The organism is Streptomyces sp. NPDC048504 (genome assembly GCF_043200035.1).
Lineage (GTDB): Bacteria > Actinomycetota > Actinomycetes > Streptomycetales > Streptomycetaceae > Streptomyces.
In genome coordinates, this window is the sequence record NZ_JBICXA010000004.1 from 319,181 (window position 1) to 334,505 (window position 15,325).

Here is a 15,325-nt window from a genome sequence, read left to right on the forward strand (position 1 = left end):
CGCTTCTTCTCTGGACCTCTCAGCAGCTCAGGCGGCCGCCAGCTTCTGGATGCGCGGGTGGTGCTTCAGTGCCCACCGCACGGTCTTCGGCGGGCGTCCGAGCAGGCTTTGCAGCTGGTCGGTGCCTCCGCAGTATCCGCCGCCGCCCATCAGCCGGGTCAGGGTCGTCAGGTGCTCCGCGGTGTGCGGGAGCGCCGCGAGGGCGGTGTCGACGTAGGTCTCGTTCCAGGTTTCGACGTCCTCGGCAACGTAGACGACCTCGCGCCCCAGCACGGCAGCGTAGTCCTGTGCGAACCCGTGCATGTCCTTCAGCTCAGGGCCGTTGAGGTCGTAGGACTTCGAGATATGCGGCGCCGGGTCGGTCAGGATCCGCACGCAGAGTTCCGCCACGTCGTACCCCGCGATGGGCGCGAGCCGATGGTCACCGAAGGCGGGTGGTGTCACTTCTTCAGCTGGGCGTACATGGCTTCCAGGTCGGAGGACAGCTGGGACTTGACCCAGCGGGTGGTGTCGTCGGCGAGCACCTCGTGGGCTCCCGCCTCGATGCCGTCGAGCGCGGCCACGGCGATGTCGCGGGGGTCGGCCTTGGGCGCGTCGACGCCCGAGGTCATGTCGGTGTCCACGTAGGCCATGTGGAGCCCGGTCACCGCGATGCCGCGCGGCTGCAGCTCCAGGCGCAGGGAGTTGGTCTGCGACCACAGGGCGGCCTTGGAGGCGCCGTAGGGCGTGCCGTCGGCCAGCCAGGACAGGACCGAGTGGGCGTTGAGGATGTGGCCCCCGCCGTTGCGCTCGATGATCGGCACGAAGGCCCGGGTGACCAGCAGCGGCCCGTAGAAGTTGGTCTCCAGATCCCGGCGTACGTCCTCCATCGGGGAGTTGAGGTACGAAGCGCGGACGGAGGCGCCAGCGTTGTTGATCAGGATGGTGACGTCCTGGGCCTGCTCGGCTGCGGCGGCCACGGATGCCGGGTCGGTGGCTTCGAGCGCCAGCGGAACGGCATTGGGGTGGGTCACCGTGCGCGGGTCACGGGCCGTGGCGTAGACCTTCCCGGCTCCGCGGGCATAGAGCTCCTCGACCAGCATCTTGCCGATCCCACGGCTGCCTCCGGTGACGAGGACGTTGGCGCCCTTGATTGCTGTCATGACTGCCTCCACGAAGATAAAAACCGATCGGTTTCCACCACCGTAAACCGATCGGTTTCGTCACGCAAGTCGGGTTGAGCACCGGATCACGTCGGCATGCCGGGGCAAGGTGGAGTCGGGCGGAGCTCAGGCTTTAGGAGTTGGCCTCGTGTCCATCGGCGAAGCCCGTGCTCGCCCGTCGTAGGCCGGTGAAGCCGCGAGCCCGCCGACAGTGATCGACGTGGCCTTGCTGGACCTCAGGCGGAGTTCGGCGGAGTGACCTGAGGAGTGGCGTGCCGTACGGCTCGGCGTCGCCGGCCCCCGGCCGGCCCGGGGCCGGCGACCAAAGGCCCTGCCGACCCTGCGCCCGGTCAGGCGCCTTGCCCGCTGACGCAGACCGACCGGCGCCTGCCACAATGGCGGCATGGCCAGGGTCAGTGCGCAAGAGAGACACGAAAGCGTCGTCCGCGCAGCGATCGCCGAGTTCGCTCTCAAGGGCTACTACGGGACCTCCACCGAGGCGATCGCCCAGCGTGTCGGCGTCACGCAGCCGTACCTCTTCCGGCTCTTCCCGGGCAAGAAGGCGATCTTCGCCGCCGCGTTGGCGCGGAGCATGGAAGACACCCGCCTGGCTTTCGAGCGGGCGGCCGACGGGGCGGAGGGCGGCGACCAGACGGGCGAGCTCATCCGGGCCGGCTGGATGCGACTGTGGGAAACCGTGCACCTGTCGCTGGGTGCCGACGTCCACGAGACCACGAGCTTCCTTGCCTGCGGCATGCTCGGCAACACGCTTACGGCGATCGGGCTTTCCTCCGATCACCGGGAGGCAAGGGCGTGAGGCCGTGGGCGCCGCTCCGGCTGCCGGAGACTGGCATCAACCCGAAAGAGAGCTTCGGTCGCCGAGCCCGGTCGAACCCGGGGGCGCTTCAGCGCATGTCTGCCGCGTCGAGCAGGGTGATCACGGTGGGTGCGACGAGCCCGGTCAGGTTGTCGGCCCGGATTCCCGCGCGGGCGCTGGCACCGTCGAAGACCAGGATGAGCTGCCGGGCCAGCAGGTCGGGGTCGCTCGCCCCACCCTGTTCGGCCTCGGAACGGAAGAAGGCCGTCAGGTTCGCTTTGATCTGGTGGGCCACCTGACTCGCGGGGTGGGTCTGGTCCTTGAGCTCGATCTGCACAGCCAGGTACCGGCAGCCCTGGAAGTCGGGCGTACCCGCCTGCGACTCGACCCGCCCGAAGACGTACAGGATCCGCTCGCGGGGGGAACGGCCGTCGTCCGCCGGGGGCAGGAGACTCGCCGCGAAGGCGGCGGCACGCTCCTTCAAGCTCGCCGCCAGCAGTTCGTCCTTGCTCTCGAACAGCTGGTACATGGAGCGCTTCGACACCCCTGCCGCCTTGCACAGCGCCTCGACGCCGATGCCGACACCGTCGCGGTAGGTGAGCGTGGCCGCCGCCTCCAGCAGTCGCTCCCGGGGGCTTTGCTTCACTTTGGTGGTCATACCGCGAGGTTAACTCGAATCGTACGAAAAAGAAACCGATCGGTTTCCGTGGAGTGTCGGGAAGACGCCCGCCGCCGCACGGCCGCCTGAAGGCCACTCAGAGGCTCGGCGACGATCTCGGGGGAAAGACCGTCGCCGAGCCCTGATGGTGCACGCGCCTCTCGTTCCCACGGGGGCGCCGCGCACCGGGGCCACTCCGAGTAATGGCCCCGTCCTGGGTGAGCCGCCTTCCGCTACGCCGGGGCAGCGGTCTTCTCGGGCTCCGTCCCGGCGGGGATGCGGTGCAGCCCCTTGCGGTCGTACCAGCCCGTCACGCCGAAGCCGAAGAGGGCGGCTGCCGCGAGGCCGACGGCCATCATGACCCAGCCCCGGGTCAGGCCGGCGTCGGCCTGGGCGTCGTAGTAGAGGATCGAGCGGATGCCGCCGGTGATCTGCCGCAGCGGTTCGAACTCCGCCAGGAACCGGTAGAAGCCGGGCAGCGCCTGAAGCGGTGTGGTGGCGTTGGCCGTCGGCACCGCCATCCCGATGAAGACCAGCGTGACCACCAGCATGCCGGGCGTGCCGAAGACGGCGAGCAGGGTCAGCGCACCGATCCCCGAGACCGCGATGGCGCACACCGAGTAGAGCCACAGCAGTGGCAGATGGGCGGCGTGCATTCCCATGAGGCCGACCGCGCCCGCCATGACCAGGCTCCCCATCAGCAGGGACAGCCCGGCCATGAGGGTGGCGGCAATGGCGAGGGTCTGTGCCCGGGTGGCCCGGATCAGGGGGCGGTGCAGGCGCAGCGGGCCCATGTCGTTGTGGGTGTAGCCGAGGGCGTGGTCCACCTGGCCGCTGATGACGTTGGCGGAGAGCATGCCGCAGACCACGAGGACGAGCGCGTAGTAGAACGCTGTCAGGCCCAGGCCGCTGTGCGAGTCGAGGGGATGGCCGTCCTCGACGGTGACGGCGGCCGGGTCGGCCAGCAGAACGCGTGCCGCGGCGGGCAGCTTCGCCTGCCCGGTCCCGATCTGGGACGTGAGTTCCTTGCCCACCTGGAGCGAGGCTCCTTCGGCCGCTTGCGTCGTCGCCGTCCGGGCCAGGCTGGAGCCCACGCTGCCGGCGGACTGGTTGGTCAGCACCGTCAGCGTCGGACGAGTCGGGTCCCCGGCGGTCGCGGCGCTGGTGAGTGCGGTGGTGGCGGAGGTGAAGTCGGCGGGGACGACGAGCGCGCCGTACAGCTTGCCCTTGCCGAGTTCCTTCTTCATCTCCTTCTCGTCCATCACCTTCCAGTCGATCTTGTCCCCGCTCGCGGTGGACTTCTTGATCGACTCGGTGATCCCAGCCCCGAGGTTGACCTGCTTGCCACCGACAGCGGCCCCCTTGTCGGCGTTGACCAGACCGACGGGCAGATTCTTCATGTGATCGACGGGATCGATGTTGGCCCCGACGTAGAACACGGTGAACAGCAGCGCGAGAACGCCCGTGATGACGCCATTGGCGATCCACAGGGGTTTGGCACGCAGGACGCGGAACGGGTGAATCCCACTCATGACTTACTCCGGTCTCGGACAACACGCTCATATCCGGAGAGGGGGGACAGCTTCTTGCGGTCCGGCGACCCTCAGAACGTTCGATCTCGGCACACACGGCCGTCGGCGCGGAACAGGGAATGCAGACCCCGCCGGGACTCCGACTGAAGAAACCGGTCGGTTTCAGGCTCATCGTAAACCGATCGGTTTACAAATTCCAAGTCGCGGCGCTGTCCCTGTCCCAGCAGCGCCAGGAAGCCGCGTGCCACGACGCCACCCCTGTCATCGGGTGCCTTCGAGCCGCAGGTGGAGCGGCTCGCTTCGGGTCGCGCAAACCCACCAGGACGGTCGCGTCGAAGACGGCCATCGGGGCCGCACCGCCCAGCAGTCGCCGTTACCGGCTCCCGGTGACCTGCCGGCTCCAGATGACGGCCTCGACCTGTCTCGGCCCGGATGAAGCCGATACTCAGGCAACTCACCGACAAGCAGCAGCAGTTGATCTACCGGGAGGCGGGGACTGGAAACCGAGCGGCGGCCACCGCGCAAGCGCCTGCCCCGGCTCAGGAAGGTGTGCGCGTTCGCGCCAGCTCGGCTGTTACGGCGTCGGCTACCGCATCCCTCACCTGCGCCTCCGTGGGCGTGGACCGGCCGAGTTCGGCGGCGAGTTGAGCCAACGAGGTCATCCGGACACCGGGCAGGGCGCAGGCCGTGAACGTGGTGTAGGCGTCGAGGTCCGGGTCTATGTTGAGCGCGAATCCGTGGCTGGTGATGTCGCCGCTGATGCGCATGCCGATGGAGGCGATTTTGCGGTGGCCGGGGTTCCACACGCCGACCAGGCTCTCGGCGCCTCGGGGTGTGTCCCGGCGTATCGCCTCGAATCCGAGTGATCCCAGCGCACGGATCAGGGCGTGTTCGATCCGCCGTATCAAGCCGCGCGGTCCTAGCTCGCGTACGTTCAGCACGAGATACCCGATCAGCTGCCCTGGCCCGTGATACGTGGCGTGACCTCCCCGGTCGACTTCGACCAGGCTGATCGGCGAAGCCGGTTCCGGCAGTTGGTCGGCCGGTGTCCGCGCCGTGTAGGTGATCACGGGCGGGTGGGTGAGCAGAAACAGCCGATCCCCAGTAAGCCCCTGCTTCCGCTCGGCCACCCAACCGGCCATGTCGGCCTGCGCCACCTCGTACGGCACCTCACCCAGATCGACGCGCTCCATCTCCCCTGGTTCCATTGCCTCTCCCGTGTCTTCGAGGCGACGTCGCCTCGGACTGCGCCTTCGAACTTCTGGTGTGGTGTCGCCGATGAACAAACCGTGCATCGTGGGGGTTCGGCGTGCCGTCAGGTCAGGTGTCGTCACCCAAGACCGCGACCGACCACAGCCGCCTGGTGCCGACTTCAGCGTGGCGTTCCGTACCCGTGGATCCCCGGGATGGCGAGTTTTCCGCCCGTCTGTCCGGCCTGGTCGATGTCGGCGTCGTGCAGGCCGAGTTGGAGCTTGAGGTCGAGCTTCCCGACCGTGTCGTAGAGCCACTCCGGAATGGTGTCCGGGGTGAGGTGCAGGCAGAGGACGGGCGGTACGGGAACGCCTTCGACTCCGGAAAGGGTGCCCGTCAGGCTTTCGACGTACATGGTGATGCCGTCGCCTCGCAGTGTGGACGTCGAGCCGGGCGCCCCGTCGATGTGCTGGATCTGCGGGCCGACGGGTACGGCCATCTTCAGGTCACGGATCGTGACGCTCCCCGCGGAGAACTTGAGCACCCGCTTGGGCCCGGCGGCCGTGTCCACGGTCACCACGCCGCCGAAGACGAGGTCGTGCAGTTCGAGGCGGCTCCCCTTCATGTTCCATGCCTCGGCGGCGAATCGGCCGGCCTCATGTTCCTCCGGGGCCTTGAGATCACTGATGTCGCAGGTTCGGGAGGTCCCCCCGGTGGACTCCGGTCGGGGCGACGGCTCGACGGCCCGGTGGCGGGGAGCAGGTGACACAGGCGGGGTGGACAGCCGTGGCTCGGGCGGTGCTCCGGGCTCTGGCCTCGAAGGTGCCGAGCTTGGTGAAGGGCTCGCGTGGAGTGAGGGACTCCCGTGGGGTGAGGGGCTCGCATCGGGTGACGGGTTTTGCTGCTCGGCATCGTCGTGGAAGAGCGGATCGAGGATGTCCGCGAGGCTCGTTGTGGCGGAGGTTGCGCTGGGCGAGGGGGTGGGAGGGGCGGTCGGTGCCGGGGCCGGGCCCGCTCCGTCGTCGTCCGCGTGCGACGGCGGCTTGACGGGCTCCGCGCCCGGGTGAGCGCCGGCCGTGCGGGGATCAGCGGACGGGGTGGGGTGTGCGGGAGCGTTGGTCGCAGAGGGTGAGGTGGCGTCGGGACGGGCGCAGTCGACACCGCTGGTTCCAGGCGCGCCCGACCCCTCTTCGGAAACGGTGAGCGCCGCGGTGGCGCTCGTGTCCGCGGACTGGGGCAGGCGTTGACTTCCCAGGATGAGGGCGGTCGGCAGCGCGGTGAGCGCGAGAGCCCTCCCGACCGGCAGACGCAAGCGGGTCAGTGCGGACGTACGCGGGATGGCGTGCCGACCTCTCGGCGGCCGGGCGAAGCGGGGTTCTGCGGTCTCGCCCTGGGTGTCGGGCGACTGGTCACTCACTCCCCTGTCCTCCCGCCCGGACGACTGCGGCTGACGGCTCTTCAGTGCCGTCGGGTATGTCCTCCGGATGCCCGTCCCCGTCCACCGGGCCCCATGCCAGCGCCAGGAGGCCGCCCGTCGCCGCGAGCAGCGTGCCGAAGAAGAAGCCGCCGAAGTTGGAGATGGGAAGGGACAGCACGCCGAGGAACACCGCGACGCAGCCCGCGAAGAACCTGATGATCGGCTGGAACCAGAGGAGTCCGCCGAGGACGATCAGGGTCAGACCGATGACCAGGGATCCGGCCCCCGCGGTGGTGGACATCGCCACGGACAGGGCGCCCAGGGAAAGGTTGAAGTACGGGAAGTAGATGATGGGCGCAGCGGCAAGGAGCACCAGCAGGCCCGCCCAGAAGGGGCGGGTGCGCCGCCAGGCCCGGAAGCCCCGGCGAGCGCGGGTGAAGCCGCTGTCACTGTGGGGGTGCGCGGGTGCACCGGCACTCGTCATGTGGCAGCTCCCAAGTCGTGAGTGGGTGAGGGTGTCCGCGAGGACGGTGGAACGCTGCCGCCCCCTGGGCAGTCGCCGGTCGCTTTCGCGCGCGGGAGGCGAGGGGGCGGGAGCGGGGTCAGAAGCAGTCGTGGCGGCCGGCGGCGATGTTCATGTGCAGGCCCGCCAGTTCGAACGTTCCCGCAGTCGTGGCCCAGACCGTCTGGTGGGCATCGATGATCTCGACCGCGTCCGCCTCCTGGGCGTAGCCGTCGGGATCGACGTGGTCCTTCGGGTTGACCTGACCCTTGGTCATGGAACCGGTGGCGACGCCGATGTCGACGTTCTTGAAGGTGCCCTTCTTGGCCTGGAGGTCGGTCATGTCGATGTACAGGTCCTTGGCCTTGACCGGCGTACCCGACCCGCCGGCCCTGAGCGACATCGTGTAGGTCCCGAGGACGGGGATGTCCACCGGGACGGACTGGCACATGTCGGTGACCGTCGCGTTCTTGATGGACGAGACGGAGACGGGCACATGCTTGCCGTTCTTGGCGACGTCCACCGTGGCGTAGTTGGCGAATCCGGTACCGCTCAACTTGCCGGCCGAGACCTGGAAGGCGGAACCGGAGATGCTGAACGAAGCGGCCAGGGCGCCCTGGGCCATGGAAACGGCGACGGCAGCCGTGGCGGCCACGGTCGGCACCGCGCCGATGGCGAAACGCTTCCAGTGGGTCTTGCCGATTCGCTGGGACATGGTGTTGGTCTCCGTTGTCGATGCGTACGGGACGACCGGACCCAGAACTGACTGCCCCGGGCCCGGGGTGGGGAGGGAACTGCGGCTGGGTGTGGCCGTGCCGGTGCAGGTGGCTTCCGCGGGCGCGTGTCGTCCACACGCACGGAGGAAGTGGGCACACCGAAGAAGCACTCGATAGTGCTACTACCGAGTACCCGATAGTGGCACTATCGATCCCGTCGGGGCAACCCCCGGTAACGCGATACTGGTGGGACAGTTGAGCGTGAGGGAGCGCATGAGGATTTCAGAGCTCAGCCGCCGGTCCGGGGTGCCGATGGCGACCATCAAGTACTACCGGCGGGAAGGGCTGCTTCCCGAGGGACGCGCACTGAACGCGACGGCGGTCGAGTACGGCGAGGAGCACATCCAGCGGCTCCGTCTGATCCGTTCGCTCATCCAGCTCGGCGGGCTGTCCGTCGCCCGTACCCGTGAGGTGCTCGATGCGGTGGACCGTCCACTGGACGGGTTCGAGACCCTGGGCGTCGTCCACCACGCACTCCCCGTGCCCACCGCGGAGACGAACGGGAAGAGCGGCGCTGACAACGAGGGCAGCCCCGGAGCGGAGAGCACCGCCGACGAGGCTGTACCGGGCGGAGCCGCCGCGAGGGTCGAGGCTCTCATCGAGAACATGGGCTGGCGGATCTCCGACGCGTCACCGCACCGCCCCGCACTCGCCGAAAGTCTCGCCGCGCTGAGCCGCCTCGGCACCGACTACACGGTCGACGACCTCGTCCCCTACGCACAACTCGCCACCTCCACCGCCGATTTGGACTTCGCGCAGTTCGAGGGGATCGAGGACCGCATCGCCCTCGCCGAGCGGGCGGTGGTCCTCACCGTGCTGTTCGAGCCGGTCGTCCGGCTGCTACGGCGCCTGGCCCAGGAGGACGCGAACCACCGTCGCCATGACCGCCGTGCATGCGAGCGGAGCGAGCAGCCGGAGGAGTGAGCAGCCGGCAGTGCACCGCCGACACCCCCGTTCGCGACGGCAACGAGGCCGAAGTGCCCCGGGTGAAGGCACCTCGGCCTCTCGGGAGGGTTCAGCCCGTCGGGACGGGGACCCGCTCGTCGGTGTCCTCAGGCACGTCGGTCTCCTTGATGCCGAACCGGTCGTAGAAGCGGGCGAGCGGGCCCGGAGCCCACCAGGCCGCCCTGCCCAGCAGTCTCATGACGGCCGTTCCCAGCAGGATGCGCACCACCAGCACGTCCACCAGGACCGCGAACACCATGCCGACGCCGAACAGCTTGATGGTCAGCACATCGCTCATCCCGATCGCCGCGAGCGGCACGCACATCAGCACCGCCGCGCTCACGACCAGGCGGCCGATGGACCGCAGCCCCGTCGCCACGGCTTCCGTGCTGTCGCCCTGCTTGTCGTACTGCTCCCGCATCCGGGACACCAGGAACACCTCGTAGTCCATGGAGAGCCCGAAGATCAGCGCGAACAGCATGATCGGCATGTTGGGCTCGATGTTGCCCGTCGGATCGAAGCCGAGCAGATTGTGCAGATGGCCGTCCTGGAAGATCCGGACCAGGACACCGAAGGTCGCGGACAGCGACAGCATGTTCATCGCGATCGCCTTCAACGGCAGCAGCACCGAGCCGAACGCGAGGAACAGCAGGATGTACGTCATCACCGCGATGTAGAGCAGCATCCACGGCAGGGTCTCGCCGAGCGCGTCCAGAGTGTCGTCGTACGCCGCCGACTCGCCGCCGAAGTACGCCCGGGCGCCCGGCGGTTCGGGGACGTCCTTGAGCCGGTTCACCAGGTCTCGCGCGTGGGAGGAAATGGGATTGCCGTCATAGGTGACCGACACCCGGGCCGTGGTGCCCTCCACGCCGCTGATCCGGGCGCTCGTGGCGCCCTCGGTGGCGCCGAGCCGCTCGGCGTACGCCTTCAGCGCCGCGCCCTGCTCCTTCGAGGTCCCGTCGGACTTCAGCACGAGCAGCGAGTCGATGGACTTCACCGCGTCGCCGTCGAAGTCGTGCTCCATGGCGTTGAAGACCTGGCGGCCCTCGGAACTGCTCGGCAGCTGCTGCGCGTTGATGGAACCGAACTCGATCTTGGAGAACGGCAGGGCGAGCGTCAGCAGCAGGCCCACCGCGCCCACCACCACGACCCACCGCCGCCGCATCAGGCCGTGCCCGAACCTGTACCAGGCACCCTCGCCCGCCGCCGTCGGCCGCCCTGACTTCTTGCGGCGCAGCGGGAAGGCATTGACCTTAGGCCCCATCACGGCGAGCAGCGCGGGCAGCGCGACCAGTGAGAAGAGCACCGCCAGCAGGACCGCTGCCACGCCGCCGTACGACATGGATCTCAGGAACGTCGACGGGAAGAGGGTCAGTCCGGCCAGCGCCGCCGCGACCGTGGTGCCGGAGACCATCACGGTGCGCCCGGCCGTGGCGAGGGTGCGCCCGATCGCCGTTTCGCCGGTGTAGCCGGCCGCCAGTTCCTCGCGGTAGCGGCTCACGATCAGCAGGCCGTAGTCGATGGCGACAGCGAGACCCAGGATCGTGACCAGGCTCATGGCGAACACGGACACGTCGGTGATGTTCGCGATGGTCCGCAGGACGGCCATCGAACCGAGGATGGAGAGCACGCCGACGAGCAGCGGGAGGAAGGCCGCGGTCAGACCGCCGAAGACGACCAGCAGGAGCAGGAAGAGCACGGGGGCCGAGATGATTTCCGCGGTTCTCAGGTCATGTTCGATCTTCTCACTCGCCTGGTGGCCGGTGGGCACCGTGCCGCCCTGCAGCGTCTGAAGGCCGGGTGCCGGGATCTTGTCCTTGACCGCCTTGTACGCGTCCTCCTTGGCCTTCTCGCTGCTGCCGTGCAGGTTCAGCGCGACGTAGGTGGCGTGCCGGTCGTGGCTGACCTGCGCCGGCATCCTGGTCGTCCAGAAGTCCAGGTAGCCGGTCACCTCCGACTTCGGCAGGGACTTCAGTTGCTTGACGACCGCCCGCTGGAAGGACGGGTCGTCGACGGTGCGGTCCTTGTCGCGGTAGACGATCACCGCGTCGGGTGTCCGCTGCGGGAACGCCTTCTCGGCGATGTGGGCCGCGCGCACGCTGTCCGAGCCGGGGTCCTGGAAGCCGAGCGGTGTCAGGGAGCCGAAGACTCCGGCACCGTAGGCCCCGGACAGGACGGCGAACAGCATGGTCAGTATCAGCACCGGCTTTCGCCTGCGGTACAGCAGCCGCCCGAACCCCTCAAACATGACTTCTCCTAGATCGTCAGCCAGCGCCGGACAGGACCGTCCCAAGGTCGGCGCCAGACGAACCGTAACAGCGTTTTTATTGCTCGATGCAATGCTGTTGCGCACCTCTCATTGGGGGGATGGTCGAGTGCCTCTGCATTCGTAACGGCGTTGCAATACGATGGCGCCATGGCCAGGCTCAAGACACATGACGAAGCACTCCGGCTCCGGCTCCTGCACCGCGCGGCCGCCACGGTCTTCGACCGCGGCACCGCCGCGCTGAGCCTGCGGCAGCTCGCCGCGGACGTGAAGACCTCGACCACGGCGGTCTACTCACTGTTCGGCAACAAGGCGGGGCTGCTCAGGAGTCTGTACGAGGAGGCCGCGCGGCTCTTCGTCGCACGCCTGGCAGCCATCCGTCCGACGGACGACCCGGCCGGAGACGTGATCCGGCTCGGGCTCGTCTATCGCGAATACGCCATCGCCAACCCGCATCTCTACGCGATCCTCTTCGCCGACCGCAGCGTCCAGTGCCCGTCCGAGTCGGAGTCGGAGTCGCCGCGTGAGGTCGTCGAGACCTACCGGCCCCTCGTCGACGCCGTCCGGCGCGGACAGCGGGCAGGGCAGTTCAGTGCGGAGTCCGACCCGGAGGTCATCGCACTGTCGGTCTGGGGAACGGCCCATGGCCTGGTGTCCCTGGTGCTGTCGGGGAACGAGCCGCCCGGGCTCGCGGTCGCCGACTGCTACGAGCGGGCCTTGGGGGCATTGGTGGCGGGGTGGCGAGTCAGCGAGGGGAAGGTTCAGGCGTTCGCGGACGCGCCGTGAGCCCGGAGCCGGTACGGCTCCGGGCTTCAACGTACGGTTCAGCGCTTTGAGGGCGCGGAGTTGTCCGGAGACTGTCGAGTTGTACGGACACCATGGCCTGCACACTGCTCCCCCGCCCAGGCGGCCGCCCCCGCCCGATGCGGGCCGGAGAGGTCACACGAGCCTGACCGGTCCGGCGTCGATGGGCAGGCGGACCAGGAGATAGGGCTTGCGGCGCAGGTCCTGGCCCTCGTGGAAGGGCGCCAGCCGGTCCAGTTGGTTGGCGGTGGCGTACAGATGCCGGTCCGAGGCGATGGACAGGGTGTCGATCCAGTTCAGGTCGCTCCCCTGGGCGAGGGTCCGGTAGGTGCCGTTCGGGCTTCTCCGCCAGATCGCGTTGTGTTCCAGGTCGCCGCCGTAGAGCCGCCCCTTGTCGTCGCTCTCCAGTCCGTCGGCCATCGGCTTGAACCCGAGGTCCTCGACCGTCTCCGCCACCTCGGCGTCCGTGGCGTCCGGGTCGGCGAGGGCGTCGGTGGACACGCTGTGCAGTCGGCGGCTGGAGAGTGGGCAGTAGTAGAGGCGCGTGCCGTCGGCGCTGAGGGCGATGCCGTCGGAGCCGGTCTCGTAGAAGGTGGGCTCGCCGCCCGCGGGGCGGACCATGAAGGGCTGGCCGTCGATGACCGGAAGGAACTGCTTGTCCGGGAGTGCCGAGGGGTGCCCGGTCAGTCGCCGCCAGGAGCGGCCCGTGGCGAGGTCGGCCACGATGATGCCGTTGGAGCCGCCCGAGTCGGTGATGAAGGCCGTGCCCTCGGCGCCGCGCCGCAGGTCGAAGCGCACGTCGTTGGGGTAGCTGTTCGCCGGCACCACCTCGGGCGGGAAGAGGATTGTCCGTACGATCCGGTCGGTGCGCAGGTCGACCGCCACGAGCTTGGGACCGCCGTAGGAGGACCCGGCGAACAGCGGGCTTCCGGTGTCGAGGATCCACAGCCTGTCGGCCCCGTTGACGACGACGCTCTGCACCGACTGGAAGTGTCCGGCCAGGTCGGAGGCGTCCTGACGGTTCACCTCGGCGTCGGGGTAGGCAACCGGCTTCCCGCCGCGCAGTTCGGCGACGGTGAACGGGACGTCGTCGCCCCAGCGGGGAAAGTTGACGAAGATGCGACCGCGGCGCGAGACGGTGACACCGGTCGGCATCGCGCCCCAGAAGCGGGCAACGACCTCGTAGTGACCAGCTGTTGAACCGGAGGGGGAGGCGGAAGCGTAGGCGGGTCCGGCGAGTTGGGTGGCGGCCAGCGACGCGCTGGTCGCCGTAAGGAACGTACGTCGCTTCATGGGAGCGTCTCCTACTGGGTCAAGTTGCTGGAAGGCGCGGCGAGTTGCCGCATCACCTCGGCGCGTGGGGGTTTGGCCGGACGTTGCTGCGGCCGGTGAGGGGCGGTGCCTCCAGCAGCCGCTCTCGGGAGTCGGCTGCGCCCGCGGGGTCAGGGCGAAGCCGGAGCCCACCTGGACGGCAGACACCTCGTGCGTTCCTGCGACCTGGAACTGTCCGCCGGGGACATCGCCGGCGGCTGCCGCCAACTCCTGGAAGGGGAATGGGATCAAACGGCCGGTGGACCTGGGGCTCTCAGGTCTACCGGGCTGCCGGGCGGGTCTTCGCGACCATGCTGCGGTCCCCCGAGGAGACCATCGCGTGAATGGGTACGGTGCTGACGCTCATGAGCGTCGCAAGGCCCCGGCGGCCCTGCTGGCGAGCGAGCGCCGGACCCATGAGGTGCATCAGGGCGGTGAGGGCCGGCATCGGACGCCCGAAGAGCGTGATCTCCGTGATGCGTGCTTGGTCGTCGAGCCGCAGCAACTGCACCTCCTCGAACGACTGGGAACCCACCCGCGCCCGGTAGACCAGGGCGTACGCGTCACCCTCGCCGGTCTGGGTGTGGTAGCGGACGTCCTTGACCGCCGCGAACGCCACGGTCAGGAAGTCGCGCAGCTGGTCGGATCCCTCGAAGCGGAACTGGTCGCTGAGCGGCGAGCTGAGCACGACGTCCCGGCTCAGACACGCGACCGCTGCGTCGACGTCACCGCGTTCCTCGGCGGAGCGCCAGCTCGCCACGGTTGCGGCGGCGGAGTGCAGCGTCTCGGACATGGGTCTCTCCCGGTGTCAACGGCGCGAACGAGCTTGTGGGTGGACGGGGTTTGCGGGTGGTGGGTGTCAGCCGGTGAGCTTGTTCATCGTGCGGATCTGCCTGTCCAGGACCCAGGCGGGAGCGAAGCGGAGGAGGCGTGCGCGTGCGGCCATGGGGCCGGCGGCGTAGCGCAGTTTCGGCTTCTTGTCGGTCGCGGCCGTGACGATCGCCTTGGCGACGACGGCGGGGTCGTCGCCGGCCTTGATCGCTTCCTCCATCAGGCGGTCGAAGACCTGCCGCTGGTCGGCGTAGGTCTGAAGCGGGGTGTCGGGCTTGGCGCTGTTGGCCTCGAACCCGGTGTTGGTGTAGGCGGGTTCGACGATGAGCGAGCGGACGCCGTACTGGCGGACCTCGTGGTCCAGGGACTGGGAGTAGCCCTCGATGGCGTGCTTGGACGCGCCGTAGACGGCCATGTAGGGAGCGGGGATGAAGCCCTGTACGGAGGAGAGGTTGATGATGCGTCCGCGTCCGCGGGCGCGCATGTGCGGCAGGACCTCCTTGACCATGCGCATGACCCCGAAGACGTTGATGTCGAAGACGCCCTGGGCCTGCGCGAGGGAGGTCTCCTCGGTCGCGCCGATCGAGCCGATGCCGGCGTTGTTGACCAGGACATCGATCCGCCCGAACCGGTCGATCACCTGCTGGACCACCGCAGTGACCGACTTGTCACTGACCACGTCGAGGTCGAAGAACGTCACACCCTGGAGCGGGGTGACGCGTGAGGTGTCGCGACCCGTGCCGGCCACCTCGAAACCCGCCGCGACCAGCGCGAGCGCGGCCTGCTTCCCGATGCCGGAGGAGGCGCCCGTCACGAGGGCCACCGGTCGATTTGTCGTCATCACGCACTCCTGAGCTCCTGGAGGAAACCGATCGGTTTCGCCTTGCCTCACTGTAAACCGATCGGTTTCCAGTGCGCAAGCTCTCCAGCAGGGAACTGATCCCGGGCCGCGCCACGGGCCGGCTTCAGGCCGAGCTGACCGGCGCCCGCCGGCATGGCGGCTCGCACCGGATGAGCAGGCAGGAAAGATGCGGGAGCCCCATCCCCGCGCTGCGATCGCCAGTTCGCTCGCACTCAAGGGCTGCTACGGCACCTCTGCCGAGGCGATTGCCAGGCGTGTCTCGGCCCACCCC

The 15,325-nt window shown here is 68.8% G+C and carries 15 protein-coding genes; 3 read left to right on the forward strand and 12 right to left on the reverse strand.

Annotated elements, in window-relative coordinates:
- Positions 1–27: 27 nt before the first annotated feature.
- Both ACGFY9_RS12315 and ACGFY9_RS12320 read right to left on the reverse strand, forming a co-directional pair.
- Entirely contained in the window at positions 28–444 is a 417-nt protein-coding gene (locus ACGFY9_RS12315; protein WP_393753656.1) for a hypothetical protein, read from the reverse strand.
- Positions 441–1,142, reverse strand: coding sequence for an SDR family oxidoreductase (locus ACGFY9_RS12320; RefSeq protein ID WP_393753657.1), 702 nt, complete (start codon positions 1,140–1,142; stop codon positions 441–443). The genes ACGFY9_RS12315 and ACGFY9_RS12320 overlap by 4 nt, the downstream gene beginning before the upstream one ends.
- A 403-nt stretch (positions 1,143–1,545) precedes the next feature.
- Here ACGFY9_RS12320 and ACGFY9_RS12325 point away from each other — a divergent pair, with 403 nt between their 5' ends.
- The gene (locus ACGFY9_RS12325) at positions 1,546–1,959 is read left to right on the forward strand and encodes a TetR/AcrR family transcriptional regulator (RefSeq protein ID WP_393753658.1); all 414 of its coding nucleotides are present in this window, start codon (positions 1,546–1,548) and stop codon (positions 1,957–1,959) included.
- A gap of 88 nt (positions 1,960–2,047) precedes the next feature.
- On the opposite strand, the gene ACGFY9_RS12330 is transcribed toward ACGFY9_RS12325, so the two are convergent.
- The 6 genes from ACGFY9_RS12330 to ACGFY9_RS12355 form a co-directional block, all read right to left on the reverse strand.
- Positions 2,048–2,617, reverse strand: coding sequence for a TetR/AcrR family transcriptional regulator (locus tag ACGFY9_RS12330; RefSeq protein WP_393753659.1), 570 nt, complete (start codon positions 2,615–2,617; stop codon positions 2,048–2,050).
- A gap of 233 nt (positions 2,618–2,850) precedes the next feature.
- Positions 2,851–4,149, reverse strand: a complete 1,299-nt coding sequence (locus ACGFY9_RS12335; RefSeq protein WP_393753660.1) for an SNG1 family protein — start codon at positions 4,147–4,149, stop codon at positions 2,851–2,853.
- 539 nt (positions 4,150–4,688) lie between these two features.
- Positions 4,689–5,357: a lipoyl(octanoyl) transferase LipB gene (gene lipB, locus ACGFY9_RS12340; protein WP_393753661.1), complete on the reverse strand. Its 669-nt coding sequence runs from the start codon at positions 5,355–5,357 to the stop codon at positions 4,689–4,691.
- 164 nt (positions 5,358–5,521) lie between these two features.
- Positions 5,522–5,965, reverse strand: coding sequence for a hypothetical protein (locus tag ACGFY9_RS12345; RefSeq protein ID WP_393753662.1), 444 nt, complete (start codon positions 5,963–5,965; stop codon positions 5,522–5,524).
- Between the two features lie 784 nt (positions 5,966–6,749).
- A complete protein-coding gene (locus tag ACGFY9_RS12350) occupies positions 6,750–7,241 on the reverse strand; it encodes a DUF6114 domain-containing protein (protein WP_393753663.1) in 492 nt (163 codons plus the stop codon).
- Positions 7,242–7,359: 118 nt separating this feature from the next.
- Positions 7,360–7,974 carry a DUF6230 family protein gene (locus ACGFY9_RS12355; protein WP_393753664.1) on the reverse strand — a complete coding sequence of 205 codons (615 nt, stop codon included), beginning with the start codon at positions 7,972–7,974 and terminating at the stop codon, positions 7,360–7,362.
- Positions 7,975–8,248: 274 nt separating this feature from the next.
- Here ACGFY9_RS12355 and ACGFY9_RS12360 point away from each other — a divergent pair, with 274 nt between their 5' ends.
- On the forward strand, positions 8,249–8,959 hold the full coding sequence (locus ACGFY9_RS12360; protein ID WP_393753665.1) for a MerR family transcriptional regulator: 711 nt from the start codon (positions 8,249–8,251) through the stop codon (positions 8,957–8,959).
- 91 nt (positions 8,960–9,050) lie between these two features.
- Here ACGFY9_RS12360 and ACGFY9_RS12365 read toward each other — a convergent pair whose 3' ends face one another.
- Positions 9,051–11,228, reverse strand: a complete 2,178-nt coding sequence (locus tag ACGFY9_RS12365; RefSeq protein WP_393753666.1) for an MMPL family transporter — start codon at positions 11,226–11,228, stop codon at positions 9,051–9,053.
- Between the two features lie 168 nt (positions 11,229–11,396).
- Here ACGFY9_RS12365 and ACGFY9_RS12370 point away from each other — a divergent pair, with 168 nt between their 5' ends.
- Positions 11,397–12,032, forward strand: a complete 636-nt coding sequence (locus ACGFY9_RS12370) for a TetR/AcrR family transcriptional regulator (protein ID WP_393753667.1) — start codon at positions 11,397–11,399, stop codon at positions 12,030–12,032.
- A 153-nt stretch (positions 12,033–12,185) separates the two neighbouring features.
- Here ACGFY9_RS12370 and ACGFY9_RS12375 read toward each other — a convergent pair whose 3' ends face one another.
- The 3 genes from ACGFY9_RS12375 to ACGFY9_RS12385 form a co-directional block, all read right to left on the reverse strand.
- Complete coding sequence (locus tag ACGFY9_RS12375) at positions 12,186–13,343, reverse strand: L-dopachrome tautomerase-related protein (protein WP_393753668.1); 1,158 nt, start codon at positions 13,341–13,343, stop codon at positions 12,186–12,188.
- Positions 13,344–13,641: 298 nt separating this feature from the next.
- Complete coding sequence (locus ACGFY9_RS12380) at positions 13,642–14,154, reverse strand: nuclear transport factor 2 family protein (protein ID WP_393753669.1); 513 nt, start codon at positions 14,152–14,154, stop codon at positions 13,642–13,644.
- A gap of 66 nt (positions 14,155–14,220) precedes the next feature.
- Entirely contained in the window at positions 14,221–15,033 is an 813-nt protein-coding gene (locus ACGFY9_RS12385) for an oxidoreductase (RefSeq protein WP_393753670.1), read from the reverse strand.
- Between the last annotated feature and the right edge of the window lie 292 nt (positions 15,034–15,325).

Bases quoted from the DNA above. Each gene is read 5' to 3' on its own strand.
- ACGFY9_RS12320 (WP_393753657.1), bottom strand. From the start codon at position 1,142: ATGACAGCAATCAAGGGCGCCAACGTCCTCGTCACCGGAGGCAGCCGT.
- ACGFY9_RS12325 (WP_393753658.1), top strand. From the start codon at position 1,546: ATGGCCAGGGTCAGTGCGCAAGAGAGACACGAAAGCGTCGTCCGCGCA.
- ACGFY9_RS12330 (WP_393753659.1), bottom strand. From the start codon at position 2,617: ATGACCACCAAAGTGAAGCAAAGCCCCCGGGAGCGACTGCTGGAGGCG.
- ACGFY9_RS12335 (WP_393753660.1), bottom strand. From the start codon at position 4,149: ATGAGTGGGATTCACCCGTTCCGCGTCCTGCGTGCCAAACCCCTGTGG.
- lipB (WP_393753661.1), bottom strand. From the start codon at position 5,357: ATGGAACCAGGGGAGATGGAGCGCGTCGATCTGGGTGAGGTGCCGTAC.
- ACGFY9_RS12345 (WP_393753662.1), bottom strand. From the start codon at position 5,965: ATGAAGGGGAGCCGCCTCGAACTGCACGACCTCGTCTTCGGCGGCGTG.
- ACGFY9_RS12350 (WP_393753663.1), bottom strand. From the start codon at position 7,241: ATGACGAGTGCCGGTGCACCCGCGCACCCCCACAGTGACAGCGGCTTC.
- ACGFY9_RS12355 (WP_393753664.1), bottom strand. From the start codon at position 7,974: ATGTCCCAGCGAATCGGCAAGACCCACTGGAAGCGTTTCGCCATCGGC.
- ACGFY9_RS12360 (WP_393753665.1), top strand. From the start codon at position 8,249: ATGAGGATTTCAGAGCTCAGCCGCCGGTCCGGGGTGCCGATGGCGACC.
- ACGFY9_RS12365 (WP_393753666.1), bottom strand. From the start codon at position 11,228: ATGTTTGAGGGGTTCGGGCGGCTGCTGTACCGCAGGCGAAAGCCGGTG.
- ACGFY9_RS12370 (WP_393753667.1), top strand. From the start codon at position 11,397: ATGGCCAGGCTCAAGACACATGACGAAGCACTCCGGCTCCGGCTCCTG.
- ACGFY9_RS12375 (WP_393753668.1), bottom strand. From the start codon at position 13,343: ATGAAGCGACGTACGTTCCTTACGGCGACCAGCGCGTCGCTGGCCGCC.
- ACGFY9_RS12380 (WP_393753669.1), bottom strand. From the start codon at position 14,154: ATGTCCGAGACGCTGCACTCCGCCGCCGCAACCGTGGCGAGCTGGCGC.
- ACGFY9_RS12385 (WP_393753670.1), bottom strand. From the start codon at position 15,033: ATGACGACAAATCGACCGGTGGCCCTCGTGACGGGCGCCTCCTCCGGC.